Origin of the sequence: Streptomyces kronopolitis, assembly GCF_050953795.1 — a bacterium.
In the GTDB taxonomy this organism is placed as follows: Bacteria; Actinomycetota; Actinomycetes; order Streptomycetales; family Streptomycetaceae; genus Streptomyces; species Streptomyces kronopolitis_A.
This window is the reverse complement of sequence record NZ_CP191850.1, coordinates 5168253-5193564: the sequence shown is the minus strand read 5'-3', so window position 1 is coordinate 5193564 and position 25312 is coordinate 5168253. Positions and strand designations below refer to the sequence as shown.

The window sequence follows — 25312 nt, the reverse complement described above, 5'->3', positions numbered from 1 at the left end:
CCTCACAACTCCACGACCACGGCGCCCAGATGCCGCCCCTCGGTGAGCTCCCGCAGCGCCCGCGGCGCCTCCTCGATGCCCCGCAGCCGGGCGTGCGGGAAGGTGAGGGAGCCGTCGCGCAGCCCCTCGCCGAACCGCTTGTTCCACTCGGGGACCAGGTCCAGATGGTCGTACAGGGAGATGCCGCGCAGGGTGATGCTCCGGGAGAGCAGCGAGTGGGTGTCGAGTTCCAGGGTGGTCGTGCCCCCGGAGGCGAGCTGGCTGGACAGGGCTCCCACGAGGGCGACCCGCGCGCCCCGGTTGGCGACGGCGAGGGCGGCCCGGAGCTGTTCGCCGCCGACGTTGTCGAAGACCGCGTCGAGACCCTCCGGGGCGGCCTTGCGCAACTGCTCCTCCATGGGGTCGGCGCCACGGATCACCACCGCGTCATAGCCGCACTCCCCGATCAGACGCTCCGCCTTGGCCGGCGACCCCGTACTGCCGATGACCCGGGCGGCACCGCGCAGCCGGGCGACCTGCCCCGCCAGGGAGCCCACGCCGCCCGCCGCGCCGCTGATGAACACCGTTTCCCCGGGGCGCACTTCGGCGCCGCGCACCACCCCCATCCACGCCGTGGGGCCCTGGGAGAGGTAGGCGGCCGGATCGGGTAGCACCCCCGGGTCCAGGCGGTGCGCCCGGTCGGCGTCCAGCAGGGCGAACTCACGCCAGCCGAAGTGGTGTTCCACCAGGTCACCGGGTGCGAGGTCGGTCCCCGGGGCGGCCACCACCTCGCCGACGGCGGCCCCGTACAGCGGCTCGCCGATCCGGTAGGAGGGCATCGGCACCACGCTGGACTCCTCCATCAGCGTGCGCATCACGGCGGCGACACCCATCACGGTGTTGCGTACCAGCACCTGGCCGGACCCGGGGTCCGGCACCGGCACCTCCACGACCTCGAAGAGGTCCTCGGTGACCGGCCCCCGGGGCCGCGCGACCAGGTGAACTTCACGGTGTGTGCGCTGTGTCATCCCCCGAGGCTAGAACCTGACACGCCGCGACAGGGTCTCGAACCCGCACCCGGCCCCGCCCCACCCGCGGCAACGCCCTCCAGCCCTCTAGCTCTCTAGCTCTCCTGGAGACTCGCCGTCAGCTCCACCGGGTCCGTCGTCGGGCGCGTGCAGGTGAAGTGGCGGCAGACATACGCGGCGGGTGCGCCGTCGACCAGCGGGCGGTCCTGGAGGAGCGGCACCTCCTCGGACCCCGGGGCGCCCGTCGCCACGACCGCTCCCGGGGCGGTGCCCAGCAGCGCGGCGCGGTGCAGGGCGGCGGTGGCCGGATCGCCCTGCGGGCCGACCACCGCGACCTCGCGCGGCCCGTCCAGCGCGGCCTCGGCGACCGCCAGGCCCCAGCCGATGAAGCGCGGGGCCCGGCCGGCGAGCGCGGTGACGATGCCCAGGGCCCGCTCCGCGGCGTCCCGGTGGAGGCCGCTGCCGGTCAGCGCCGCGTACGACAGCAGGGCGCCGGCGGCCGCGGTCCACCCGGAGGGCGTCGCGTTGTCGGTCGGGTCCTGGGGGCGGCGGATCAGCGCCTCGGCATCGGCCGCGGTGTCGTAGAGCGCGCCGTCCTCGGTGGTGAACTGCAGCAGCACGGTGTCCAGGAGCAGGCCCGCGAACTCCACCCACACGCCCTCCCCGGTGACCGAGGCGAGGGTGAGGAAGCCCTCGGCGACGTCCGCGTAGTCCTCCAGGACACCGGAGTTGTCGCCGGGCGTGCCGTCGCGGGAGGTGCGGTGCAGTCGGGCCCGGCCGTCCATGTGGACGCGGACGAGCAGATCGGCGGCGTCGAGGGCGGCCTGGACCAGGTCCGGGCGGTCGAAGTAGGCGCCGGTCTCGGCGAGCGCGGCGATGGCCAGCCCGTTCCAGGCGGCCACGACCTTGTCGTCCCGGCCGGGGCGCGGCCGCTCGTCACGCGCCGCGAGCAGCCGCCGCCGGACGGACGCCAGCCGCTCCCCGTCCACCGGCTCGTCCGCGTGCGGGAGTTGCAGGACCGAGGCGCCCTCCTCGAAGGTGCCGTCCTCCGTCACGCCGTAGTGGAAGGCGGCGAACTCCGCGTCGTCCTCGCCCAGTACGGCACGCAGCTGCCCGGGCGTCCACACGTAGTAGGCGCCCTCGGTGTGCCGCCCGGTGCCGTCGTCGCTGTCGGCGTCCAATGCGGAGGCGAAACCACCCTGCTCGGTGCGGAGTTCACGGACCAGGAAATCGGCCGTCTCGACGGCGACCCGGCGCGCCTCCTCGGAGCCCGTGGACCGCCAAAGGTGGGCGTAGGTCCGGCACAGCAGGGCGTTGTCGTAGAGCATCTTCTCGAAGTGCGGCACGGTCCACGTGGCGTCCACCGCATAGCGCGCGAACCCCCCGCCGAGCTGGTCGTAGATACCGCCGCGGGCCATGGCCGCACAGGTCGCCTGCGCCATCTCCAGGGCCCCCTCGGAGGCGGTGCGCGCATGGTGGCGGAGGAGGAACTCCAGCACCATGGGCGGCGGGAACTTGGGCGCCCCGCCGAAACCACCGTGCGCCGCATCGAATTCGCGGGTCAGCCCCATCAGCGCGGTGTGCAGCTCCTCCGCACGCGGCGGCCGCCGGTCCGCGGGCAGCGATGCGCTCAGCGACCGCCCGGCCAGATCCGAGACGATCCGCCCGGCGACCTCCCCGACCTCGTCACGCCGGTCACTCCAGGCACTGCGCACCCCGTCCAGGATCTGCCCGAACGACGGCATACCGTGGCGCGGCTCGGGCGGGAAATACGTCCCGAAGTAGAACGGCTCGGCATCCGGCGTGAGAAACACCGTCATCGGCCAGCCCCCCTGCCCCGTGGCGGCCTGCACGGCCTCCATATAGACGGCATCGACGTCCGGCCGCTCCTCCCGATCCACCTTGACCGCCACGAAGTGCTCATTGAGCAGCGCGGCGGTAACGGGGTCCTCGAAACTCTCGTGCGCCATCACGTGACACCAGTGGCACGCGGAGTAGCCGACCGACAGCAGAACGGGTACATTCCGCCGCCGCGCCTCCTCGAACGCCTCCGGCGACCAGGGCCACCAGTCGACCGGATTGTCAGCATGCTGCAGCAGATAAGGCGAGGTCACACCAGCCAGCCGGTTCATGCGATCCAGCGTCTCACAGGGCTCTGCCGTGACGGCGAAGCCCTCACAGACCCTCCTCACATGGCCGAATTGCACTTATGCGCCATTACGTGGTGGGCGGCTCCTTCCCTTCCGAGTCGGGCAGCCCGGCAGCTCGAAACAGTAGGCTTGGCGCAGCAGCGCCGGACCTGCCGAGGCCTCTCGAAGGAGGTACATCATGACCGCCGAGATGGTGGCGCCCGCGTGGATGCATACGCAGATCAGCGCGGAGCAGTACGACTCGTGGTCCGAGGAGCAGTGCGCCGGCATCGAGATCGTGGACGGGATGGTCGTCGTGAGCCCGAGCGCCTCCAAGCGCCACAACCGGCTGGCCCGCATCCTGGCCAACGCCTTGGACGCCGCCGCGGGCCCGGACTGGAACGCCGACACAGACTTCGACGTCCGCCTGCAGGACGTTCCGCTCACCAACCGTCGTCCGGATGTCATCGTCTACCGGGCGGAAACCATCGACCTCACGCCTACCCGCCCCGAGCACGTACTCCTGGTCGTCGAGGTCGTGTCGCCCGGATCGGAAACCACCGACCGAATCGTGAAGGTGGACCAGTACGCCAAGGCCGGCATCCCCTTCTACTGGCGGGTCGAGCAGGCCGCCACCGGGGTCCCGATCATCTACACCTACGTCCTCGACCCCGCCACCAAGGCGTACAGGGACGGCGAAATGTTCACTGGCACGGTGAGAGCCACCGCGCCATTCACTGTAATGGTCGACCTTGGGGCCTTGCCAGGCAGAAATAGTGGGGCTCGCTCCACCAGCGATGCCTCGCCACACGGCTGAGGCACTGGGCGCAGTCGGTGAAGTCCATTCCGGCTAGGTAGGACCGAATTGAAGCCGAGTTCTTTGATCCCAGGATCGCCCCACATGCACCCACTTCTCCACGAGCCAACAAAATCGAGGCGGCGAGGTGCCTTCCCCTGGAGTCGATTTTCGAGTCAAGATAGTCGTCGACTTGTATCGGAACCCTGCATAGTCCCACCTGCTCGACGCTACGGTTCCAGTCAGTGCACCAGCGCTAACAGGCCGAGAGGTCCACTAGGTTGAATGCGTACTAAGAGATATCGCGACTAGGTTTCGTGTCGGTCAGCCGATTCGTACCGACATCGCCCCCTGACGGCGTCTTCCGTGTCGAGCTGACCACAAGTCCCGACGTGAAGCCAGCCAGTCTGTGACTGGTCTGCTGCCCTCCAGGCGTGCGCTGCGGACAGAGGTCAGGCTCCATCACGTGCTGGATCGTTGAGGAGTTGCACGTGAGTGGTGACGCCGAGCGAGCCCCACCCACAGAGTTGGGAAATCCCGGCGGCAGCACGCCCGGTCGACTTGTAGGATCCCTTCCACCCAGGATCACCTGGACACCTGAGGCACACGCACAGGAGCAACTACGATGTCGATCCCCCTGTCAGACCTGTCCGTTCGCAGCGAGAGCGTTCAGAAGCTCTACACGGACTACCTGGCGGACCGGTTCTCCGTAAACCGACGCTACCAACGGAAACTCGTCTGGACCGTCGAGGAGAAGTGCGACCTCGTGGACTCGATACTGAGCGATCTCCCGATTCCGCTCATCCTGGTCGCAGAGATATCGGGAGAGGGCGGCACCAGCTACGAGCTGATCGACGGGATGCAGCGCCTGAATGCCATTTTCTCGTTCATCGAGAACGAATTCGACATCAATGGGCAGTTCTTCGACCTACAGGCGCTGGCCGACACCAAAAGCCAGCTCGACGATGGCAAGATTGTACAGCAGAAGCCAATCCTGCCTCGTGACCAATCTCGCAAGATAGCAAATTACCTCCTGCCGATGTCGGTCTTCAAGGCATCGGACCCGGAGCAGGTGGACAAAGTTTTCCGCCGCATCAACTCAGGCGGCCGTCGGCTCTCTGGACAGGAACTCCGCCAGGTCGGTTCCACGGCGAAAATCGCGCAGCTGGTACGTGTCATCGCAAGCGAGATCAGGGGAGATTCGAGCAGCAGCGACATTGTCCCACTGCGTACGATGCCTCAGCTCAGCATCAACAATCGCCACTTGTCATACGGCGTGGACGTGGACAACATCTTCTGGGTGCAGCAGGCGGTTCTGCGGCGCATCGACGTCCGCGGTTCACTTGATGAGCAGCTGATTCTGGACATTCTCGTTGACTGCCTTATCGATCCTCTCGTCTCTTCGGGCACCTACACACGGGACGCTGTGTATGGCTCGGCCGATGCCAACGACAGCGCGCCTGCCATTTTGGAAAGGCGGCTTTCCGAGCGTATCGACATATACGGGGAGTCCAATGTCCGGGACGACTTCTCCCTGGTGTACGAGGAGCTTCGCGCCGTCTTGGACGTAGCCGACGACAAGTTCGTGAAGCACGTCGTGGGCAGGAGGACCGGAAATCGTTACCCACGTTACTTCCAAGCGGTGTTCCTGGCGTTCTGGGAACTGATCATCAGAGATGGCCTGCGCGTCGCTGCACGCGGGGATGCTGCACTCAGGCTCCGCGCTATCGGGACCCCTCGCGGTTCGCTGAACATTCCGGGAGGAGGCGGCGACTGGACGGCGGAAGATAAGCGGCGGAACATCGATGTGGTGAAGGGTGCTGTTCGGGACGCCTTCGAGCCCGACCCAGGCTCCCGACAGGACGCCGCACAGTTCGGCCTTGCGTCGCACTTGGAGAGAATTCTCCAGAACTCGGTCACGGAGCAGTCGCTATTCGAATTGAAGCAAGGGCTGCTGACTCTGGACCAGAAACGGAAATTCGATGAGGGTTCGTGGGAGAAGATCCTCCGTAGCATCACCGCAATCGCTAACGCTGGCCCCGACAACACCGGTTATCTCGTCATAGGTGTGGCCGACAGCGAGAAGGACGTCCGTCGCATTCACCAACTGGACGGCATCGAATCGGTGAAGTCACGCAGCAGCCGGTTCGACGTCGTAGGTATAGGGCGAGAGGCCGCGGTGCGGGGCGAGAGCCTCAAGAGATATTTCGACTGGGTGTCCGACAAGCTGGCAGGCTCCGACCTGGCACCTGACTTGCGGAAGCGAGTCACCGCCGGGATCAGCCTCGTCGACTATCACGACCGGGCCGTGATCCTCATCAAAATCACCCCCTCACCCGAGCCCTCCTTCTACAAGAACGTCATGTATGAGCGGACGGGATCCGGGGTGCAAGAGGTGGAGCAGTCCGATTACATGCGGCTCTTCCAGCGGTTCACCCATGCCTCGCGCATGAGATAGCCAGATACCGGAGATTCCGAGGCGCGAACTCTCGGCACCGAATCCGGCGACGCACGCTACACCTCCGAACTACATGCCCCAGGTCAAGCTCCGTTTGACCTGGGGCATCCCGCTCTCAACCTTGGGATGGGGAGGTGGCCAGCGCCTGCATGTAGTGGAGTCAGCCCTGCCTCCAGGTGCACAAACTCGTGAATGAAGCACAGCGCACCAAGGCATGCACGGCTCTACATCACAGCGACGGATTCACCGGGGACCACTTGGCGGAGTTGAAGCACGTCTGATCCGTCAAGTCCGGGACACCGCACAGGGGATCCCGGACAACGGCCCCGCACCCTCACCAAATCCACCGTCGCCTGAGGTCCAGGCCGGCCACGACAAGCTCCTTGCAGACGTCACTCTGCTCCTGGGTGGCTCGGCGTTACGTGCCTTGAGGAACTCGTCGTCGGCGCATCCATGGCTGCGGATGTTGTGACGTACGGCCTCCAGCGTATGGAGGGGCGAGCCGTGCAGTGGCCTCGAACACCCCGGCGGCTTCCTGGTACGCAGAGGTTCCCGTGCAGAAGCCCGGACAAAGAAGCTCTCCGAGCTGTCGACGTGGGCTCTTATGGGTTCAACAAGTGCACTGGCACCAGTGGCACGAGCTGTACCCCACGCTGAGCAGCACAGGCACGCCGCGTCGGCGGGCCTCCTCGAAGGCGCCGGCGGACCACGGCCACCAGTCGACGGGGTTGTCGGCGTGCTGGAGCAGATACGGGGAAGTCTCTTGGGCCAGGCGGTTCGGCATGGGGTCATCCTCTCCCACGGGGGCGTGGGGATCGGGGAGCGGAGGGAGTTTTCCACAGGCCTGCCGGAAAGCGCGCGGACGCGGAACACTGTGCGTACGGCGACGATCACCGCCGGGGACTGCAGGAGTGCTGGAGGGGGAGGAAGCATGCCGGGCTCACTGGCCGTGCTGCGCGAGGGCCATCGCGCGGACGCGGAAGCGCTGTTGACCAGGGCGGTCGAGGAAGAGGTGCGGCGCTCGGGCGGCCGGCTCGACGGCACCACCCTGCTCGGGCGGGCGCGGTCGGCGCTGGAGGAACTGGCCGGGAGCGCCGCCGAGGAGTACACCGCGTACGTCCGGGCGCTGGACGAGGCGGACGCGGAGCAGCCGTCGCTGACCGGCCGGCTCTCGCGCAAGGAGCTGGGCACCCCGGCGGTGGCGACGGGCGTGGCGGCGGTGGCGGCCTTCAGCACCGACCTCGCGTACGGCACGGGCGCGGGGCCGGCGCTGGCCGTGGGTGCCTCCGTGCTGCTGGCGGGCGCGGTGGCCACGGTCCTGAAGCTGACCGCGGCTCATATGCCGGCTGCGCACCGGGAGGCGGGCAGGCGCGGCCAGCCCGGTGGCCAGCAGCAGCTGCGGCTGCAGTGGCTGACGGCGCTGGAGGTGCGCGGCGTCCGGCCGTTCCTGGACCAGCAGCGGATGCTGACGGCGGCGGCCCGCGGCAGCGGTGCGCCGGCCGCGGCGAAGGGCGGGCAGAGCGGCCGGGGACCGCAGCTGCGCGGCGCCGACCGCAGCGCGGCGGCCCGGCAGCGGTCCGTGCTGGAGCACTCGTTCTCACAACTTCCCAGCGCGGACGGCCCGTTCGCCGGGCGGCGGACGGAGCTGACGCAGATCGCGCAGTGGGTGCACGCGGCCCGTGCGAGCACCGAGACCAAGCCGACGGTGGTGGTGCTGCACGGCGAGGCGGGCTCGGGGCGCACCGCGCTGGCGGTGCGGGCCACCCATCAGCTGCGCGATCAGTTCCGTGGCGCCTGCGTGGTGGACCTGCGCAGTGACACCCCCGGCGAGGTGCCGCTGCCGACCCGGGACGCGCTGCTGCATCTGCTCAACCGGCTCGGCGCGCCGCGCGAACAGCTGTTGTTCCGCGAGCGGCCGTCCCAGGAACAGCACGTCAAGCGGCTCACCGAGCTGTACCACCAGCATCTGACGGACCTTCCGGTGACGGTGCTGCTGGACGACGCCACGGATCCGGAGCAGGTGCGCACCCTGGTGCCGGAGCGGTCCGACAGTCTGGTGCTGGTCACCTCCCGCGCTCCCCTGGAGCTGCCCGGGGACCTCCAGGCCTGGGTGCACCAGCTGCCGGTGGGGCCCTTGGACGCGGCGGGCACCGAGGAGCTGCTGCGCGCCAGCGCCGCGGCCGGCGGTGAGGCCCCGGACGAGGCGGGCCCCTACGACGCGCGGGCCGTCGACGAGATCGTCCGGCTGTGCGCCGGCCTGCCGCTGGCGCTGCGGGTGGCGGGCTCCTCGCTCGGTCCGCGCACGGCCACCACACTGGCCGCGGACCTGGCGGCGTACGGTCCGGTGCCGCCGGTGGAGCGTGCGCTGTCGCTGCGCTACTTCGATCAGCCCGAGGCGGCCCGGCGGCTGCTGCGCCGGCTGGCGCTGGTGGGCCGGGCGAGCCTGGGGACGGCGGCCGCCGCGGCCCTGCTGGGGGCGGCGAACGCGGAGGCGGAGCGGCAGCTGACGACGCTGGTGCGGGCCGGGCTGATCGAGCACGTCCGCGGTGAGCGCTACCGCCTGCACGCCCTGGTGCACAGCTTCGCGCACGCCCGGCTGGAGGACGAGGAGGACGCCCAGGAGCGCGGCGCCGCCCAAGAACGCCTGATCCGCGGCTATGCGGAGCTGGCGGACTCGGTCATCCGGCTGGTCGACGGCCGCACCTCCACCCGCGCCGACCGCTTCGGCTCCCACGGCTTCACGTCACTGGACGCGGCCCTGCAGTGGCTGGACGACGAGACCAGCTTCATCACCGCCGCGCTGCGCCATGCCGACCAGGGCGTGGACCAGGCGGCGGTCTCCCATCTGCTGGGCGCGCTGGCCGACTACTGCCTGCTGCGCGGCGACCTCTACCGCCTGGGCGAGCTGAGCGATCTGACCCGGGCGGTCGGCCAGGGGCTGCTGTCCCGCTCGGTGCAGTGGCGGACGGGCATCGCGGCCCGGCAGCTCGGTGAGCTGGACAAGGCGCGTACGACCCTGTCGTCGGTGGTGGACCTCTACTTCGAGGCGCAGCATCCGGTGGGCGCGGCCCGTGCGCTGCGCGATCTGGGCATCACGCTCCAGCAGCAGGGCAGTCTCGCCGAGGCCTCGGTGAAGCTGCGTGAGGCGCTGGAGCTGCAGTCGGGCCCGGACATGCACGGCGACCGGGCCTGGACATTGCACGCCCTGGCGGCGGTGGAGCGGGACCGGGCGCAGCTCGCCGGGGCGCACTCCATGCTGCACGAGGCGCTGGAGCTGCACGAGGAGAGCGAGAGTGTGCACGGCCAGGCGTGGGCGCACTTCCAGCTCGGCCAGGTGTATCTGCGGATGGGCGAGGTGCCGGCGGCGGAGCGCTCCTTGCAGGCGGCGATGGAGCTCTACGGGCGGACGCACGACGAGCGCGGTGAGGCCTGGGCTATGACCCAACTGGCACGTGCCCGGCTGGTGGACGGTGACCCGGGTCCGGCGGTCGACCAACTGCGGCAGGCGCTGCCGCTCCACCACCAGCACGAGGACGCCCGCGGCGAGGCCTGGACCATGTACTACCTCGGCCAGGCCCTGGAGGAGCGCGGCGAGCACGATGCGGCGCTGCGCCAGCTGGAGCGGTCCCGGACGATGTTCAGCCGGATGCAGGACGCCTACGGCCTGGCCTGCGCCCGGCACCATTCCGGCCGGGTCACCCGTGATCTGCGGGCGGAGCAGACCGGGTCACTGCGCAACAGCGGCTTCGCCCGGCAGCTACTGCAGGACGCCCGCAAGGATTTCCAGCGGATAGGAGTGCCGCACGGGGAGGCCTGGTCCTGCCTGGAGCTGTTGATCATCGATGCCGGCAACGGCCGGGCGGCACAGGCGCTGGAGCTGGCCGACGAGGCGGCGGGCCTGTTCGCGGGCTACGGCGACCGGCGCGGCGAGGACTGGGCCCGGTTCCTGCGCTGCACCCTGCTGCCGCTCGCGTCTCCGGGCGGTTCGGTGGTGGGTGCCGCCGTGGCGCAGGAGGAGCTGGCGCAGCTGGTGCGGGACAAGCACCCGGCCCGCGATTCCCGGTTGGAGGACTGTGCGGAGACGTTCGCGCTGCTGCTGGAGCGCGGGGTGGAGCCGGAAACGGGGTGGCAGGCATGGCGGCTAGGCATGGTGCCCCACCGCCCCGCGCGTGAGGTCATGGGGGTGGTCGTCCCGCCGACCGACGGGGCATGACGGCGTGGCCGGGCCCCGTGCCCGGGCTTCGGGCCCACCGCTTGCCAGGGCTTCGGCCCACCGCGCGGCCCGCACGCGCACCCGCGCCGTCCCCCCGGCCCACGGTCTGGGCTCAGCCCACTGCCTGGGCTCAGCCCGCTGCCTGGGCTCGGGCCCACCATCCGAGCTCAGCCCACTCCCTGGGCTCGGCTCGCCGGCCGCTCGGGTCGGCGAGCCGCCGGGCCGGTCGGCCGGCCGTGTCCATCGGCCGGCCGTCGACCGCCACCCGGTCTTCGCGGACCGGCCGATCTTCGCGGATCGGCGGTCCGGTGCGCGGGGCGGGCGATGCCGCCGTCAGCCGGTCTTCGGCTCCGGCGCCACTGCGGAGGCCGTGCCGCCGGCCTCTCCGCCCTGCGGCTGCTCCTCGAAGTCCACCTTCTTCATGTGCTTGTTCATCGACTTCATCAGCAGCCACACGGCGCCGCCGATGACCGCGAAGACGATGAAGCCGAGGACGCCGGGGGTCACCTTGTCCTTGTCGAACGTGTCGGCAAGGGTGACGAAGTGCGTCAGGGCGAGGGTGCTGGTCGCGCTCATCATGGGCTCAATTGTTGCGGATGCCCGCGAAGAGGTCGTCCTCGGGGAGGGAAGTGTCCACGAGCGACTTCGCGAGCTCGTACTCCTCCGTCGGCCAGACCTCGCGCTGGAGGTCCATCGGGACCCGGAACCATCCGCCGTCGGGGTCGATCTGGGTGGCGTGCGCGATCAGCGCCTTGTCCCGGATCTCGAAGAACTCATCGCACGGAACGTAGGTGGTCAGCGTGCGCTCGCGCCGCTCGAACTGCTTCCAGCGCTCCAGCCACTCGCCGTACGGGGAGTCCATGCCGCGCGCCAGCAGCGCCTCGTGCAGCGCGATGGTGCGCGGCTTGTTGAAGCCCTGGTTGTAGTAGAGCTTCTGGGGCTGCCACGGCTCACCGGCGTCCGGGTAGCGCTCCGGGTCGCCGGCCGCCTCGAAGGCCACCATCGTGATCTTGTGGGTCATGATGTGGTCCGGGTGCGGATAGCCGCCGTTCTCGTCGTACGTCGTGATGACGTGCGGCTTGAAGGTGCGGATCAGCCGGACCAGGGGCTCCGCGGCCGTCTCGACGGACTGCAGCGCGAAGCAGCCGTCGGGCAGCGCCGGCAGCGGGTCCCCCTCGGGCAGCCCGGAGTCGACGAAGCCGAGCCACTCCTGCTTGACGCCCAGGATCTCCCGGGCCTCGTCCATTTCCTTCTTCCGTACCTCGTGGATGTTCTCCTCGATGTACGGATCGCCCTGGAGCTTGGGGTTGAGGATGGAGCCTCGCTCACCGCCTGTGCAGGTGGCGACCAGCACGTCCACCCCCTCGGACACGTACTTGGCCATGGTGGCCGCACCCTTGCTCGACTCGTCGTCGGGGTGGGCGTGGACCGCCATCAATCGCAACTGCTCAGTCAAGACTCGATCCTCAGTGAAGAGCTGGAGAAGATGCCTCCTATAGTGACCGAAGCGGGGGGCGCTGTATTCCCTGGGGCGGGGACCCCCCAGGGGTTATTGGTTCCGGCCCCCCGACCAGGAGAATTGATCATGACCGCGGTGCGTGAAGGGCTTCCCGAAGGACGCTACGGCCGCTCCGCGGACGCGCGCGCGGACCGTAAGCTCAAGATCATCGGCAGTGTGCTCGGCGTCGCCCTGCTGGGCGTGATCGGCTGGTGCGGCGTCTCCTACATCTCCGGTCAGGAGCTCAGCGGCCGGGTGATCGCCTGGGACGCGGTCTCCGAGCATGCCGTGAAGGTGCATCTGGAGGTCGTCAAGGACGCGGACGACAAGGGGGTGTGCACCCTGCGCTCGCAGGCCGAGGACGGCACCGAGGTCGGCCGCAAGGACGTCACCGTCGACCAGCGCACGGGCCAGGTGGACACCGAGGTCACGCTGCGGACGACGAAGCGCGCGACCAACGCCGTGCTCGTCGGCTGCACACCCGCCGGCAAGGGCTGACGGCCCCGGCCGACGGCACCGCCCCACCACCGGCCGCGTCGCCAGCCCTCCCGCACCCCACGCCCCGTAGCCACAGCCACACCCCGGGACCACACCCCCGCCCCACCGCCCTCCCGCCCGTCGGCGGGGCGTGTCGGAACCGGCCCTGAGCAGGGATGATGTGTTCCTGTGCGGCCACTGTGAAATTCCTCTTCCCCGTTTTGTGCCGGAATTGTTAGGCTCGTGGTTTCGCCCACCTGTGAAGGCGCAAACCTTCCTGGTAGGGCGTTTGATTTATCCCCAGTACCGACGAGGAGCACCTGTGACCCAGACCAGCGAGAACGTCACCTGGCTTACCCAGGAGGCGTATGACCAGCTCAAGGCCGAGCTGGAGCACCTGTCTGGTCCCGCACGCGCCGAGATCACCGAGAAGATCGCGGCGGCCCGCGAGGAAGGTGACCTGAAGGAGAACGCCGGGTACCACGCGGCCAAGGAGGAGCAGGGCAAGCAGGAGCTCCGCGTCCGCCAGCTCACGCAGCTGCTGCAGACCGCGAAGGTCGGCGAGGCCCCCGCCGCGACCGGCGTCGTCGCTCCCGGCATGGTCGTCACCATTGCGTTCGACGGGGACCCGGACGACACGCTGACCTTCCTTCTCGCCTCCCGGGAGTACGCGAGCTCGGACATCGAGACCTACTCCCCCCAGTCGCCCCTGGGCACCGGCGTGCACGGCAAGAAGGTCGGCGCCGAGGCGGAGTACGAGCTGCCCAACGGCAAGAAGGCGGCCGTGAAGATCCTCGACGCCCAGCCGTACACCGGCTGAGGCGCGAGCGCCCCACAGACGCGGGAAGCGGCCCGGAGCGTGATGCTCCGGGCCGCTTCTGCGTGCCGTACGCCCCGTTCAGGCGGTGGCCGAGCGGTATTTGCGGACCGCCAGAGTCCGGAAGACCACGATGATCAGGACGGACCAGATCACCGAGGCCACCACCGGGTGCTCCATCGGCCAGGCGCCGGTCACCGACCTCGGCACCCCCTCGATGGTGTTGCCGAACAGCAGGCGGACGGCGGCGACCGTGGCACTGAACGGGTTCCACTCGGCGACATGCTGCAGGAATGGCGGCATGCCGTTGACCGGGACGAACGCGTTCGAGATGAAGGTCAGCGGGAACAGCCAGATCAGCCCGCCGGAGGTGGCCGCCTCGGGCGTGCGCACCGTCAGGCCGATGAGCGCGCCGATCCAGGAGAACGCGTACCCGAGCAGGAGCAGCAGCGCGAAGCCCGCCAGTACCTCGGCGAGGTTCTCGTGGGTGCGCCAGCCGATCAGCAGCGCGACGACGGCCAGCACCACCAGCGTCAGCGCGGTCTGCACGAGGTCGGCGAGGGTGCGGCCGGTGAGCACCGCCCCGCGGGACATCGGCAGCGACCGGAACCGGTCGATGAGCCCCTTGTGCATGTCGTCGGCGATCCCCGCACCGGCGCCCGCCGTGGCGAAGGTGACGGTCTGCGCGAAGATCCCCGCCATCAGGAACTCGTGATACGCCTGGGCGTCGCCCACCGGGGCGCCGGGGACGTTGATGGAGCCGCCGAAGACGTACGTGAACAGCACCACGAACATGATCGGCTGGATCAGCCCGAAGATCACCACCTCGGGAATCCGCAGCATCCGGATCAGATTGCGCTGGGCCACGACCAGGGAGTCGCGGACGGACCGGGTGATGCCGCCGCGCGGCCGCACGGTCCGGACCGGGGCGCCCCCGGTCGCTTCGGTCACCGTGCTCACTTCACACCTTCCCTGTCACTCGTCGCGCCCGCGTCCGCGCCGGTCCGGCCCGCGCTCCCGTCGTCCGGGCGGTCGTCCGCGTCGCCCTCGGCGTGGTGCCCGGTCAGCGAGAGGAACACGTCGTCGAGGGTCGGGCGGCGCAGCCCGATGTCGTCGATCTCCACGCCGCGCAGGTCCAGTTCGCGGATGACCTCGGCGAGCAGCTTGGCGCCGCCGGTCACCGGGACCGTGAGCTTGCGGGTGTGGGGGTCGACGGTGCCCTCGCCCTTGCCGAAGCCGCGCAGCACCTCGTCGGCGACGGTGAGGTGTTCGGGGGCGTGCACCACGACCTCGACGCGCTCCCCGCCGGTGCGCGCCTTGAGCTGGTCGGCGGTGCCGCGGGCGATGACCCTGCCGTGGTCGACGACGCAGATGTCGTGCGCCAGCCGGTCGGCCTCCTCCAGGTACTGGGTGGTGAGCAGGAGGGTGGTGCCGCCCGCGACCAGCTCCTGGATGACGTCCCACAGCTCCTGGCGGTTGCGCGGGTCCAGGCCGGTGGTGGGCTCGTCCATGAACATCACGGGCGGGCTGACGACGAGTGCGGCCGCCAGGTCGAGCCGCCGGCGCATCCCGCCGGAGTAGGTCTTGGCGATGCGGTCGGCGGCGTCACCGAGGTGGAAGCGCTCCAGCAGTTCGACGGCCCGCCGCTTCGCCTCGCGGCCGCCCATCTGGTAGAGCCGGCCGACCATCGTCAGGTTCTCCCGGCCGGTCAAATACTCGTCCACGGCGGCGAATTGGCCGGAGAGGCCGATGGACCGCCGTACCTCGTCCGGGCGGGCGAGGACGTCGATGCCGGCGACCACCGCCGTGCCGCGGTCGGGCCGCAGCAGGGTCGTCAGCACGCGGACGGCGGTGGTCTTCCCCGCGCCGTTCGGGCCCAGCATGCCGAGGACCGTTCCTTCGGGAACGTCGAGATCGACGCCGTCCAGTGCTCGCACGTCGCCGAAGGTCTTCACCAGCCCTTCGGCGTAGATGGCGCCTGGCATAGGACACTCCCAAGACTTGGGTCAGTTCCAGGTCGAATATTACGTTTGGCGGCTTATGCCTGCCTTGTGGCATGTGTGCGCAACGGGCACCACGACGCACCGGCACCCCGACTCCGCGATGATACGCCGAGACGCGATACATCGCGATACACATGTGCAAGATTCACGTCCGTCCGGACGGACGCCCGCTCACTCCGCGACGACGTACCCCGCCTCGCGCAGCGCCGCACGGACCTCCTCGCAGTGCGCCGGGCCCTTGGTCTCCATGTGCAGTTCCACCTCGACCTCGGTCAGGCCCAGCTGCGGATCCGTGCGCACATGCCCCACGTCGAGGACGTTCGCATCCACCACCGACAGCACCCCGAGCATCGCCGCCAGCGCCCCCGGCCGGTCGGTCAGCCGCAGCCGCAGGGAGAGATAGCGCCCGCCGGCGGCCATGCCGTGCCGCAGGATGCGCTGGAGCAGCAGCGGGTCCACATTGCCGCCGGACAGCACCGCGACCACCGGCCCCTCGAAGGACTCCGGGTCGGCGAGCAGCGCGGCCACCGGGCTCGCCCCGGCCGGCTCCACCACCAGCTTCGCCCGCTCCAGGCACAGCAGCAGCGCGCTGGAGAGCTGGTCCTCGGTGACCGTGCGGACCTCGTCCACCAGCTCCTCGACCATCCCGAACGTGACCTCACCGGGGCGGCCCACCTTGATGCCGTCCGCCATGGTCGACAGCCCCTCGATCGCCACCGGCCGCCCGGCCGCGAGCGAGGGCGGATAGCAGGCCGCGCCCGCCGCCTGCACCCCGACGATCCGCACGTCCGGCCGCAGCGCCTTGACCGCGAGCGCCAGCCCCGCGGCCAGCCCGCCGCCGCCGATCCCGACGACGACCGTCCGCACCTCCGGGCACTGTTCCAGGATCTCCAGGCCGACCGTGCCCTGCCCGGCGATGATGTCGGGGTGGTCGAAGGGGTGGATGAAGACCGCGCCGGTCTCCCGCGCCCAGTCCTCGGCGGCGGCCAGCGTCTCGTCCACCACCTGGCCGTGCAGCCGCACCTCGGCGCCGTATTCGCGGGTCGCAGCGACCTTCGGCAGGGGGGCGCCGACGGGCATGAACACCGTCGAGCGCACGCCCAGCAGGGACGCCGCGAGCGCCACCCCCTGGGCGTGGTTGCCGGCACTCGCGGCCACCACACCGGCCGCCCGCTGCTCCGCGGTGAGCCCGGCGATCCGTACGTAGGCGCCACGGATCTTGAAGGAGCCGGTGCGCTGGAGGTTCTCGCACTTGAGGTGGACGGGCGCGCCCACCAGCCCGGCCAGATAGCGGCTGCCCTCCATGGCGGTGACCCGGGAGACACCGGAGAGCATCTTGTCCGCGTTGCGTACGTCATCGACCGTAATTGCGGGATGCGCGGCCGCGGCGGTGGCCCCTCCCGGTGCGACGGCGGAGGTCTCGTGCGACGTACGCGGCGTGTGAGCGGCCATGCCGCCAGTCTTACAGTTTGCCCACCTGAGGGCCTTTTCTGTCCGGCTGTCAGGACGGCACCGACGGCCGCGCGCGCCCGCGTACCGCACCGCCGCGCGGGGGTTACGGGGCGTTATCGGAATCCACAGCCCGGGTACGCCCCGCGCCGGGTCCGCGTACGCTGTCCTCCCATCCATACGCACTTCCACCGAAGCGAGCTCCCGGCCATGCCCACCTCTTCGGACATGACGACACCTACCGACCCCGCTCTGCTCGACGCGCTGCAGCACCAAGTGGCCGTCTTCGCCCGCCGCGCCGAACAGAGCCGGCTCGGTGGCGTCGGACAGGCGCGCAACTCCATGGACCGCGCCGCCTATCTGCTGCTCAACCGCCTGGACCAGGAAGGCCCGATGGGCGTCAAGGCGCTGGCCGCCGGTATGGGCATCGACTCCTCGACGGTCACCCGCCAGGTCGCCCCGCTGGTCGACTCCGGGCTGGTCAGCCGCGCCACCCACCCCGAGGACGGCCGCGCCGTGGTGCTCCAGCTGTCCGAGCGCGGCCACGCCCGGCTGGACGAGGTGCGCACCTCGCGCCGTGCGCTGATGGCCCTGGTGACGGAGGAGTGGTCCGAGGCGGAGCGCGAGGCGTTCACCACCCTCCTGACCCGCTTCAACAGCTCGCTCGCCGACATCACCACGTCCCTGACGCCGGCCGGCCCCGCGTCCTGACCCGAGGGCCCGCATCCTGACCGGGGCCCTGCGCCCTGACCGGGCCCCGCGCACGTCCCGGCCGGCGGCCCGAGCGGCGCCCTCCCCTCCCGTGAGCGTCCCTCCGCCGCCCCCGTGACCGGCCGTGCGCGTCACGCCTCTTGACCGGGTGGCCGCGCTGCCGTGCCATAGGAGCCCAGGGGTCGGGTGTCCGTCATCCGGGAGGCGTGGTGCGAGAGCGGCGACCGGCGCAGGAGCGCCGCCGCGCCCGGGAGTTCGAGTCCTTCGTGGCCGGCGCCGGGGGCCGGCTGCTGTCCGCCGCCACGCTGCTGACCGGCGAGCCGGCCGCCCGTCCCGCCCCGGCCGCCGAGGAGTTGCTGCTCGGCGCGCTGTCGAGGACCTACGCCGCCTGGGACCGGCTGGACGGCGACGATCCCTACGAGCGCACCCGCCGGGAGCTGGCCGCCCGCTTCGCCCGCACCGCGCGCCGGCACCGCAGGCCACGCGGCGGCCCGCTGGACCGGCTGTCCCCGCGGGAGCGTCTGGTGCTCGTCCTGCGACTGTACGAGGACGTGCCCGAGGAGCTGACCGCGGCCCAACTCGGCCTGCCCACGGAGCGGGTGCACGACCTGTGCCTGCGCGCCGTCGCGGACCTGCGCAGCCGCCGGCGCCCGAACCCGCCGCCCGCCCCGACCCCGGCCCCGCCCGCGAAGCCCGCGGCCCCATGAGCCTCCCGGGCCTCCCCGGCCCCCACAGCCCTGACAGTCCCGACCACCCCGGCCTGCCGGACCGCAAACAGGACGAGGTGCGGCGGATGCTGGCGGGCCCGTATCCGCGCGTCCCGCCCGATCTGGCGGCCCGCGCCGCCGAGCGCGGCCGCCGGCTCCTGGCCCGCCGCACCCTGCTGCGCCGCCTGGGCTGGCTGCTCGCCCTGTGCGCCCTGGTGGCGCTGTTCGTGCTGGTCACGGACCGGCCCTGGCTGCCCCCGCCCACCCACACCACCCCTCCCGTGGAGGGGTGGTGAACGGCGGGGACACCCAAGGGGCTCGGTCAGCCCAGCGCCTGCGTGAGGTCGGCCACCAGGTCGTCGACGGACTCGATGCCCACCGAGAGGCGCACCAGGTCCGCGGGGACCTCCAGCAGCGAACCGGCCGTCGAGGCGTGCGTCATCAGCCCCGGGTGCTCGATCAGCGACTCGACGCCGCCGAGCGACTCCCCGAGGGTGAACAGCTTGGCGCGGTTGCAGACCTCCACTGCGGCCTGCTCACCGCCCGCGACCTGGAACGACACCATGCCGCCGAAGGACCGCATCTGCTTCGACGCGACCTCGTGACCCGGGTGCTCGGCCAGCCCCGGGTAGTAGACGCGGGTGACCTTGCTGTGGGAGGTCAGCAGGTCCGCGATCCGGGCGGCGTTGGCGCTGTGCCGGTCCATACGGACGGCCAGCGTCTTGATGCCGCGCATCACCAGCCAGGCGTCGAAGGGGCCGGCGACTGCGCCCATCGCGTTCTGGTGGTAGGCGAGTTCCTCACCGAGGGCGTCGTCGTTGACGACGAGCGCGCCGCCGACCACGTCCGAGTGCCCGCCCATGTACTTGGTCGTGGAGTAGACGACCACGTCCGCGCCGAGGCCGAGCGGCTGCTGGAGGTAGGGGCTGGCGAAGGTGTTGTCGACGACCAGCCTGACGCCGGCTTCCCGGGCGACGGCGGCCAGCGCGGAGATGTCGCTGATGCCGAGCAGCGGGTTGCTGGGCGTCTCCACCCAGATCGCCTTCGTACGGGGCCGCAGGGCGTCGCGGACGGCCTTCGGGTCGGAGGTGTCGGCGACCGACCACTCCACGCCCCACCGCTCGACGACCTTGGAGATGAGACGGAACGTTCCGCCGTAGGCGTCGTTCGGGATCACGACGTGGTCGCCGGGGACCAGCAGGGTCCGCAGCAGGCAGTCCTCGGCGGCCAGGCCGGAGGCGAAGGCGAGACCCCGACGGCCCCCGTCCAGCGCCGCGAGCTGCTCCTCCAGGGCGGTACGGGTCGGATTGGCGCTGCGGCTGTACTCGTAGCCGCCGCGCAGCCCGCCCACGCCGTCCTGCTTGTAGGTGGACACCTGGTAGATGGGCGGTACCACCGCGCCGGTGGCCGCGTCGGGCTCCTGACCTGCGTGGATGGCAACGGTTTCGAAATGCTGTGGGTGTTGTTCGCTCATGCCGCCGAGGGTAGTCGGCCGCGCGACCGAACTTTTCGGAACTTTCTGGTTGGCTGGATAGTGGATACATACGAAGGACCGCAAGCCGGTTCCGCCCCTCCCGCCCGCCGCACCGGTGACCGCCCACAACGCCGGGAATCCCCGGTGTCCCCGGCACGTTGACCCTCCAGGCAGCCGTAACAAGAATTTCAGGTACAGGACACCCACATGGACGCTCTGCTGCTTCTCCTCGCCGCGCTCGCGCTCGGCGGGTTCGTCTTCCTGCCCTGGATGCGCCGGCGCCGGACGGCGCAGCACACCCGGCAGGGCCTGGTGACGGCCGCCGACCCGATGGCCGGCTACGGCTTCGTGCCCCTGGAGGAACTCGACGTCCGCCTGCCCGGCCCCGACGAGGAGCTGGAGGAGGCGCTGGCCGAAATGCGCCGGACACACGACTGGCGCCCGGCGGCCGCACTCCTGAAGTCCACCGGCGACGACTGGGAGCGCCGCTGGCAGCGGGTGCAGACGCTGGCCGGCGCCGCCGCCTTCGAGCTGGCCGCGCAGGAGGCGAGCGAAGAGCAGCGGCGCGGTACGGCACCGGGGTACGGCGACGGCGGCCGCACCGGCGGCATCTGGCTGCGCACCTGGCGCACGGAGGCGCCCAAGGACCCCGGCGGCGCCCAGACCCACGCCCAGTTCCTCGTCCTCCAGGCGCTGCGCGATCCCGGCTCGCAGGACTTCCGCATGATCCTGGAGGAGGCCCGTACGGTCTGCCGGGAGGCGGCGCTGCTGGCCCCGGGCAGCCCCCTCCCGTACATCATCGAGCTCGCCGTCGCCCGCGGCCTGGGCGACCGTGCCGCCGACTACGAGGAGCTGTGGACCAAGGTCGCCCAGCGCGCCCCGCAGCACATGGGCGCGCATCTCGCGGCCCTCCCCTACTGGTCGCAGAAGTGGCACGGCTCGCGCAGGGAGGCCGAGGCCTTCGCCGAGCGCGCCGCGGCCGGCGCCCCCGCCCGCACCCTCCTGCCGGCCCTCCCCCTCTTCGCGGTCTACGAGCACCTCCCCGAGGCCAACATGGTCCGCAGCCTCTACCGGAGCGCGGTCGTCGAGCGCGCCATCGAGGGTGCCCACTTCGCCCTCCGCGAGGCCCCCGCCGACCACCCCATGGCGCCGCACGTCCGTCATCTGCTCGTCTGGTTCCTGGTCCGGGCCGAGCGCTACGCCGAGGCCATGGAGCAGCTCCGCCTGGTGGACGGCCACGTCGGCGCCGTCCCGTGGTCGTACGGCCACAGCCCCGCCGCCGAGTACGCCGCCTATCGCGCCCTGGCCATCGCGGGCTGGGAACAACGCGGCGGCAACGCGGCGGGCTTCCCCCCGGCGGGGCCGCAGTAGGGGCGTGGGCTGAGGGGGAACGGTCCGCCCGCCCCATGGGCCGGCTTCGGCCCCGTGCCGCCGGCCCGCCCTGGCCGGAATACCCCCGGCGCGTTCAGCGTTCCGACCGATACGCACAGGGGAATGCCGCACGCCACTCCCGCCACCAGCCCTGCCACGCCACCCACGCCAGCCAGGAGCCCGATCCCATGCTCTTCTCCCGCTTCAAGACCCACCTGCCCACCCCCGAGGAAGCGCTCGAAGGCCGCCCCGAGCGGACCTTCGCGGTCCCCGACCGGCACACCGTCCTGGGCAACCCCCTGCTGGGCCCGTACCCGGAGGGTCTGGAGATCGCCGACTTCGGCCTGGGCTGCTTCTGGGGCGCCGAGCGGAAGTTCTGGCAGACCGAGGGCGTCTGGACCACCCTCGTCGGCTACCAGGGCGGCCACACCCCGAACCCCACCTACGAAGAGGTCTGCAGCGGCCACACCGGCCACACCGAGGCCGTCCGCGTCGTCTACGACCCCGCCGTCGTCCCGTACACGACCCTGCTCAAGCTCTTCTGGGAGTCCCACGACCCCACCCAGGGCTTCCGCCAGGGCAACGACGTCGGCACCCAGTACCGCTCGGCGATCTACACCCACTCCCCCGCCCAGCAACAGGCCGCCGAAGCCTCCCGCGACGCCTACCGCACCGTCCTCCACAACGCCGGCCACCCCGACACCACCACCGAAATCCTCCCCGCCGACACCACCCGCCCCTTCTACCCGGCCGAGGCCTACCACCAGCAGTACCTTTCAAGCAGCAAAAACCCGAACGGGTACTGCGGCATCGGCGGGACGGGCGTGAGCTGCCCGGTAGGGGTGGCTCCGGCTGGGGAATAACTCAGTTCATCACCCCAGGTAGGGGCGCTCCCGATGCTCCAGGAAGTGCCGGATACGGAGCTGCTGCGTGTGGTGCATCGGGAGACCGTCGATCTCATCGGGGTGGATGAACCGCAGCTCCGTGGACTCGTCCGAGATGGCAAGCTGCCCTCCTACGAGGCGTGCGGTGAAGCACACGTTGAACTGCCGCCGTACCTCCCCGTCCGTGTAGGCGATCACATGACGGGGATCGGTGTACGTCCCCACCAGCCCCGTGATCTCCACATCCAGCCCGGTCTCCTCCTTGACCTCCCGGACCGCGGTGCCGGGAAGGGAGTCGGTCATCTCCATGCCGCCGCCGGGCAGGGCCCAGAGGTCGTTGTCCCGGCGCCGCTGGAGCAGGATGCGGCCCTCGTCGTCCGTCACCACAGCTGAAGCAGCAACGACGAGGCTGTTGGGCTCGGGTGCGTCGGGATCGTCGTAATACTCGGTGCGCGACAGGGTTCACTCCTCGGGTACTGGCTTCGCCGTTGTCCAGACCGCGTCGAAGCTCTGGGCATAGGTGTCGAAGATTCCACCATCCCCGTTCCGACGAAGGTGCCACACGGGTGCTCCGTAGGCGTTCACTCCCCAGACATGGGCATTGGCCAGGAGCTGATCGTCCGCCCGGTAGATGGAGTTGTACAGCGTGGTCTCGTGGGTTCGGATCTCGACTCCGGGTACCCCGAGGAGCGGCCGGTAGTGCATGAGGGCCAGCTGGCAACGCGATTCGATGCCGTGCCCGAACCGTTCCTCCTCGCCGCGCTGCCGCACGTTCTCACTCTCCGCATCGCCCAATGCGATACGTACGGAGCACCCTTCGGCAGCGCGCTCGCGAAGCAGGTCATTCAGGCGGGGAAACCCCTCGTGCAGGAAGACCGCCGCGTAGACGAGTACGTCGATGTTCTCGCGGGCCTCCGCCAGCATGTCCGTGAACGTGGATACAGGAACGTCCGCCCGCTGGTCGTACAACGCGACCAGCTCGGAACTGACAGCACGGGCAGAGCGTGCTTGCCTGAGCGTCGGCCAAAGTGCATGCACGTCTTCTCCTAACGTCTCAGCCGCCAGCAGGGCCGTGGCTCGTCGAGGCGTCCGACCCAAGTTGACCCATCGCTCTACGGACTTGGGGTCCACCTGAGCCCTCGCTGCGAGGGTGGCATGGGTCCACCCTCCGGCTGCCATAGCGGCTCGAAGCCTCTCGTTCGGCATCCGCAGTCTCTCCCTGGAAGTTGGGACGTTGCTAGGGACGTTCTACCTCCTCTGGGACGTCCCAAAATGGGTTTTGGGCGAGGTTCCTACGTCCTGGGCATCGCCGTGATCCTCCTTGCATGAGCGACAAGAAAGCCCCTGCGGTGGGCACTTTGACGCTGGACACCAGGAGCGGCCGAGTCGGCCGGGTCATGGACTTCAGGTGGTCGCACGTACAACTGCGTCCGCCCCAAGGCGGGATCGAATGGGACGCACGACCGGAGGATCTACGACCGCTCGGTTCCTGTGACGACCTGAGCTCACGCGTGGCAGAACGCAACGCTCACAGCAGGAGCGGGCTGTGAACAGGTCGGTCTATCGCTACCTCAGGTGGACGATGGGGCCGGAGACCGCTCCAGAAGCCCCCGAGATTGTGCACGAGTTGGAGTGCATGTCCTGCAACGCCGCAGCAGACCCCTCGGAAGAGTTCGAGACCGCACGCGACTGGGCCTTCTCGCACACCGGCCGAAACCCCTCGCACCGCCAGTACCGCGAGACCGTCACACGCTTCTGGCGCATGACGCCAACGGACGGTGAGTGCCTGTGAGGCAGCGATTATTCAGCGTGCTGATCGTGACCTTCTGGGCGGCGATAGTCGTGCCGCTTGTCGTCATCAGCACCCCTGGTAACGGCTGATCAAAGACATGTGAGACCGGACCACCCCTCGCCTGGACAGCATCCGGGGTGGTCCGGTCCGGAGCCCTCGCGGACCCCGGTGCCGATGGTACTGGGGCCGCTGTCATGCCCGCTGACCGGCGGGGGACATCCCCAGGTAATCAACTACTGCTCCTGGGAGTGACGTTCTGTGCAGCACGATCCGATGGATCCGAACTTCGACGACGAGGCTCTGGAACCGGACGGCTGGATGTGGGTACGCGGAGTGGACTACGTGGCCGGCTGGCGGAGCGCGGTGGACGCTGCGACGGAGCTCAAGGGCGCGATGGATGAGGCGGGCATCGACACGACCGAGGTCATGTCGACGGCATCGACAACAACTGATGGCTCGGGAGTACTCCGTCTGTCGCTCCCTGTGGAAGCCGCGCTAGCTCAGGCCAACGCAGCGCGAGAGGAAGCGCTCAGGTGGCGAAGGGCTGGAGCTTAGGCAATCGAAGCTGCTGACAGGGCTGTGCGCGCCGCTTCACGATCACTGCTTTGTAAGCCTGGGGGTGACCTCCGCAGTAGATCTGCTGGTCGGTGGGCGGGCGGCCAGCCACAGCTCTTCTATGGACGCGGGGACCGGTAGGCACCCCCGTTGACCGTAACTGTCCCTCCGTTGTGGCACGCATCTGGCACTCCGTGAATGGTTGCCCGCCTGGACCTCAGCCGACGACAGTCAGCCACGACGGTGGGTGCGTCGACCGACCAGGCGCGCGTATACCTCGCTGCACCCCCACTGTGCCCAGCCATGCAGTTCGGTGACGTCCACCAGAGCAAGTAGCCCCGGTGGAAGCGTGGTGACGAAGCTTTGGCACTGTGGCTTCTTCGCCCCGAAGCAACGTGGGTAAGGGTGCTGACTAGGGCTGGTGCTCATCTCAGCTGCGCTGACGGTTCGTAGCCGTTCACGCCCGTCCGCGGTTGTTATCACGCAGTTGGCACGCAACCCTGTGGCTCAGGCTGAGTGCCTGCACTCAGGTCGGTATCGCGGAGAGCACGAGTCCGTAAGTGCCTTGAACCTAGAAGCTGACGTCGCCTTGTACGTCTTTAATCTGAACGATCTTTCCCACGTTGGCTTGATCTGTCACAGTCACTCGATTGTTCATCACCTCATTCTGGCTGTATCCCTGAGACTCCAGTACGGACAGCAACTGATCGCGAAAGCCCGAATCACTGTCCAGGTAGCGGTCGAGTACGGAACGCACATCGGCTTGCGTCAATGCGTTAGAGGGATCATCCTCGCAGCGTTGCAGGACATCGAGCGCTTGCTGATCCCGCACGAACTTGTTTCGCAAAAAGGCCGCAATGCGAGTGGTCGTTCGCCAGGCCCCGCTTCCAGCCTCAGCTAGGTACCCTCCAGCCAGCAAGGTTGCTACAGTCAAGGAAATGGGATCAGTCATGATGTTTCCTTCAGTATCG

23 protein-coding genes and 1 pseudogene are annotated in these 25312 nt (G+C 69.7%); 12 read left to right on the top strand and 12 right to left on the bottom strand.

Annotation, left to right across the window (positions count from 1 at the left end):
- Positions 1–2: 2 nt before the first annotated feature.
- Both ACQP17_RS23090 and ACQP17_RS23085 read right to left on the bottom strand, forming a co-directional pair.
- Positions 3–1007 (bottom strand): MDR family NADP-dependent oxidoreductase, encoded by a 1005-nt coding sequence (locus tag ACQP17_RS23090; RefSeq protein ID WP_433857989.1) that lies wholly within the window; start codon positions 1005–1007, stop codon positions 3–5.
- A gap of 95 nt (positions 1008–1102) precedes the next feature.
- On the bottom strand, positions 1103–3139 hold the full coding sequence (locus ACQP17_RS23085) for a thioredoxin domain-containing protein (protein WP_433857988.1): 2037 nt from the start codon (positions 3137–3139) through the stop codon (positions 1103–1105).
- 196 nt (positions 3140–3335) lie between these two features.
- On the opposite strand from ACQP17_RS23085, the gene ACQP17_RS23080 reads away from it, so the two are divergent.
- Both ACQP17_RS23080 and ACQP17_RS23075 read left to right on the top strand, forming a co-directional pair.
- Positions 3336–3953: a Uma2 family endonuclease gene (locus ACQP17_RS23080; RefSeq protein ID WP_433857987.1), complete on the top strand. Its 618-nt coding sequence runs from the start codon at positions 3336–3338 to the stop codon at positions 3951–3953.
- Positions 3954–4557: 604 nt separating this feature from the next.
- Positions 4558–6390 carry a GmrSD restriction endonuclease domain-containing protein gene (locus ACQP17_RS23075; protein WP_433857986.1) on the top strand — a complete coding sequence of 611 codons (1833 nt, stop codon included), beginning with the start codon at positions 4558–4560 and terminating at the stop codon, positions 6388–6390.
- Between the two features lie 625 nt (positions 6391–7015).
- Here the strand turns inward: ACQP17_RS23075 and ACQP17_RS23070 are convergent.
- Positions 7016–7174, bottom strand: a pseudogene (locus tag ACQP17_RS23070) (DUF255 domain-containing protein); the annotation flags it as partial.
- A gap of 147 nt (positions 7175–7321) precedes the next feature.
- Between ACQP17_RS23070 and ACQP17_RS23065 the strand changes: the two are divergent.
- A complete protein-coding gene (locus tag ACQP17_RS23065) occupies positions 7322–10603 on the top strand; it encodes a tetratricopeptide repeat protein (protein ID WP_433857985.1) in 3282 nt (1093 codons plus the stop codon).
- Positions 10604–10936: 333 nt separating this feature from the next.
- Here the strand turns inward: ACQP17_RS23065 and ACQP17_RS23060 are convergent, their stop codons facing one another.
- Both ACQP17_RS23060 and mca read right to left on the bottom strand, forming a co-directional pair.
- Positions 10937–11182 carry a hypothetical protein gene (locus ACQP17_RS23060; RefSeq protein WP_364874951.1) on the bottom strand — a complete coding sequence of 82 codons (246 nt, stop codon included), beginning with the start codon at positions 11180–11182 and terminating at the stop codon, positions 10937–10939.
- Positions 11183–11186: 4 nt separating this feature from the next.
- Entirely contained in the window at positions 11187–12059 is an 873-nt protein-coding gene (gene mca / locus ACQP17_RS23055) for a mycothiol conjugate amidase Mca (protein ID WP_433857984.1), read from the bottom strand.
- 129 nt (positions 12060–12188) lie between these two features.
- Between mca and ACQP17_RS23050 the strand changes: the two genes are divergently transcribed.
- Together ACQP17_RS23050 and greA are read left to right on the top strand one after the other, a co-directional pair.
- Entirely contained in the window at positions 12189–12599 is a 411-nt protein-coding gene (locus ACQP17_RS23050; protein ID WP_433857983.1) for a DUF4307 domain-containing protein, read from the top strand.
- Positions 12600–12900: 301 nt separating this feature from the next.
- Positions 12901–13398, top strand: a complete 498-nt coding sequence (gene greA, locus ACQP17_RS23045; RefSeq protein ID WP_433857982.1) for a transcription elongation factor GreA — start codon at positions 12901–12903, stop codon at positions 13396–13398.
- Between the two features lie 78 nt (positions 13399–13476).
- On the opposite strand, the gene ACQP17_RS23040 is transcribed toward greA, so the two are convergent.
- The 3 genes from ACQP17_RS23040 to ilvA form a co-directional block, all read right to left on the bottom strand.
- Positions 13477–14355, bottom strand: coding sequence for an ABC transporter permease (locus tag ACQP17_RS23040; RefSeq protein WP_433857981.1), 879 nt, complete (start codon positions 14353–14355; stop codon positions 13477–13479).
- Entirely contained in the window at positions 14352–15380 is a 1029-nt protein-coding gene (locus ACQP17_RS23035) for an ATP-binding cassette domain-containing protein (RefSeq protein WP_433857980.1), read from the bottom strand. The genes ACQP17_RS23040 and ACQP17_RS23035 overlap by 4 nt, the downstream gene beginning before the upstream one ends.
- A 189-nt stretch (positions 15381–15569) precedes the next feature.
- Positions 15570–16850, bottom strand: coding sequence for a threonine ammonia-lyase (gene ilvA, locus ACQP17_RS23030; protein ID WP_433857979.1), 1281 nt, complete (start codon positions 16848–16850; stop codon positions 15570–15572).
- 207 nt (positions 16851–17057) lie between these two features.
- Between ilvA and ACQP17_RS23025 the strand changes: the two genes are divergently transcribed.
- The 3 genes from ACQP17_RS23025 to ACQP17_RS23015 all read left to right on the top strand — a co-directional run bounded on the left by ACQP17_RS23025 (position 17058) and on the right by ACQP17_RS23015 (position 18561).
- Complete coding sequence (locus tag ACQP17_RS23025; protein WP_364874939.1) at positions 17058–17558, top strand: MarR family winged helix-turn-helix transcriptional regulator; 501 nt, start codon at positions 17058–17060, stop codon at positions 17556–17558.
- Between the two features lie 209 nt (positions 17559–17767).
- The gene (locus ACQP17_RS23020; RefSeq protein WP_433857978.1) at positions 17768–18265 is read left to right on the top strand and encodes a sigma factor-like helix-turn-helix DNA-binding protein; all 498 of its coding nucleotides are present in this window, start codon (positions 17768–17770) and stop codon (positions 18263–18265) included.
- Entirely contained in the window at positions 18262–18561 is a 300-nt protein-coding gene (locus ACQP17_RS23015; RefSeq protein WP_433857977.1) for a hypothetical protein, read from the top strand. The genes ACQP17_RS23020 and ACQP17_RS23015 overlap by 4 nt, the downstream gene beginning before the upstream one ends.
- 26 nt (positions 18562–18587) lie before the next feature.
- On the opposite strand, the gene ACQP17_RS23010 is transcribed toward ACQP17_RS23015, so the two are convergent.
- Positions 18588–19739 (bottom strand): cystathionine gamma-synthase, encoded by a 1152-nt coding sequence (locus ACQP17_RS23010; RefSeq protein WP_364874933.1) that lies wholly within the window; start codon positions 19737–19739, stop codon positions 18588–18590.
- A 207-nt stretch (positions 19740–19946) separates the two neighbouring features.
- On the opposite strand from ACQP17_RS23010, the gene ACQP17_RS23005 reads away from it, so the two are divergent.
- Both ACQP17_RS23005 and msrA read left to right on the top strand, forming a co-directional pair.
- Positions 19947–21110, top strand: coding sequence for a hypothetical protein (locus ACQP17_RS23005; protein WP_433857976.1), 1164 nt, complete (start codon positions 19947–19949; stop codon positions 21108–21110).
- Positions 21111–21298: 188 nt separating this feature from the next.
- Entirely contained in the window at positions 21299–21973 is a 675-nt protein-coding gene (gene msrA / locus ACQP17_RS23000) for a peptide-methionine (S)-S-oxide reductase MsrA (protein ID WP_433857975.1), read from the top strand.
- Positions 21974–21982: 9 nt separating this feature from the next.
- On the opposite strand, the gene ACQP17_RS22995 is transcribed toward msrA, so the two are convergent.
- Positions 21983–22453: an NUDIX domain-containing protein gene (locus ACQP17_RS22995; protein WP_433859987.1), complete on the bottom strand. Its 471-nt coding sequence runs from the start codon at positions 22451–22453 to the stop codon at positions 21983–21985.
- Positions 22454–22456: 3 nt separating this feature from the next.
- The gene (locus tag ACQP17_RS22990) at positions 22457–23200 is read right to left on the bottom strand and encodes an XRE family transcriptional regulator (RefSeq protein WP_433857974.1); all 744 of its coding nucleotides are present in this window, start codon (positions 23198–23200) and stop codon (positions 22457–22459) included.
- Positions 23201–23540: 340 nt separating this feature from the next.
- Between ACQP17_RS22990 and ACQP17_RS22985 the strand changes: the two genes are divergently transcribed.
- Together ACQP17_RS22985 and ACQP17_RS22980 are read left to right on the top strand one after the other, a co-directional pair.
- A complete protein-coding gene (locus ACQP17_RS22985; protein ID WP_433857973.1) occupies positions 23541–23786 on the top strand; it encodes a hypothetical protein in 246 nt (81 codons plus the stop codon).
- A gap of 273 nt (positions 23787–24059) precedes the next feature.
- A complete protein-coding gene (locus tag ACQP17_RS22980) occupies positions 24060–24341 on the top strand; it encodes a hypothetical protein (RefSeq protein ID WP_433857972.1) in 282 nt (93 codons plus the stop codon).
- A gap of 571 nt (positions 24342–24912) precedes the next feature.
- Here ACQP17_RS22980 and ACQP17_RS22975 read toward each other — a convergent pair.
- The gene (locus ACQP17_RS22975; protein ID WP_433857971.1) at positions 24913–25293 is read right to left on the bottom strand and encodes a hypothetical protein; all 381 of its coding nucleotides are present in this window, start codon (positions 25291–25293) and stop codon (positions 24913–24915) included.
- Positions 25294–25312 lie beyond the last annotated feature (19 nt).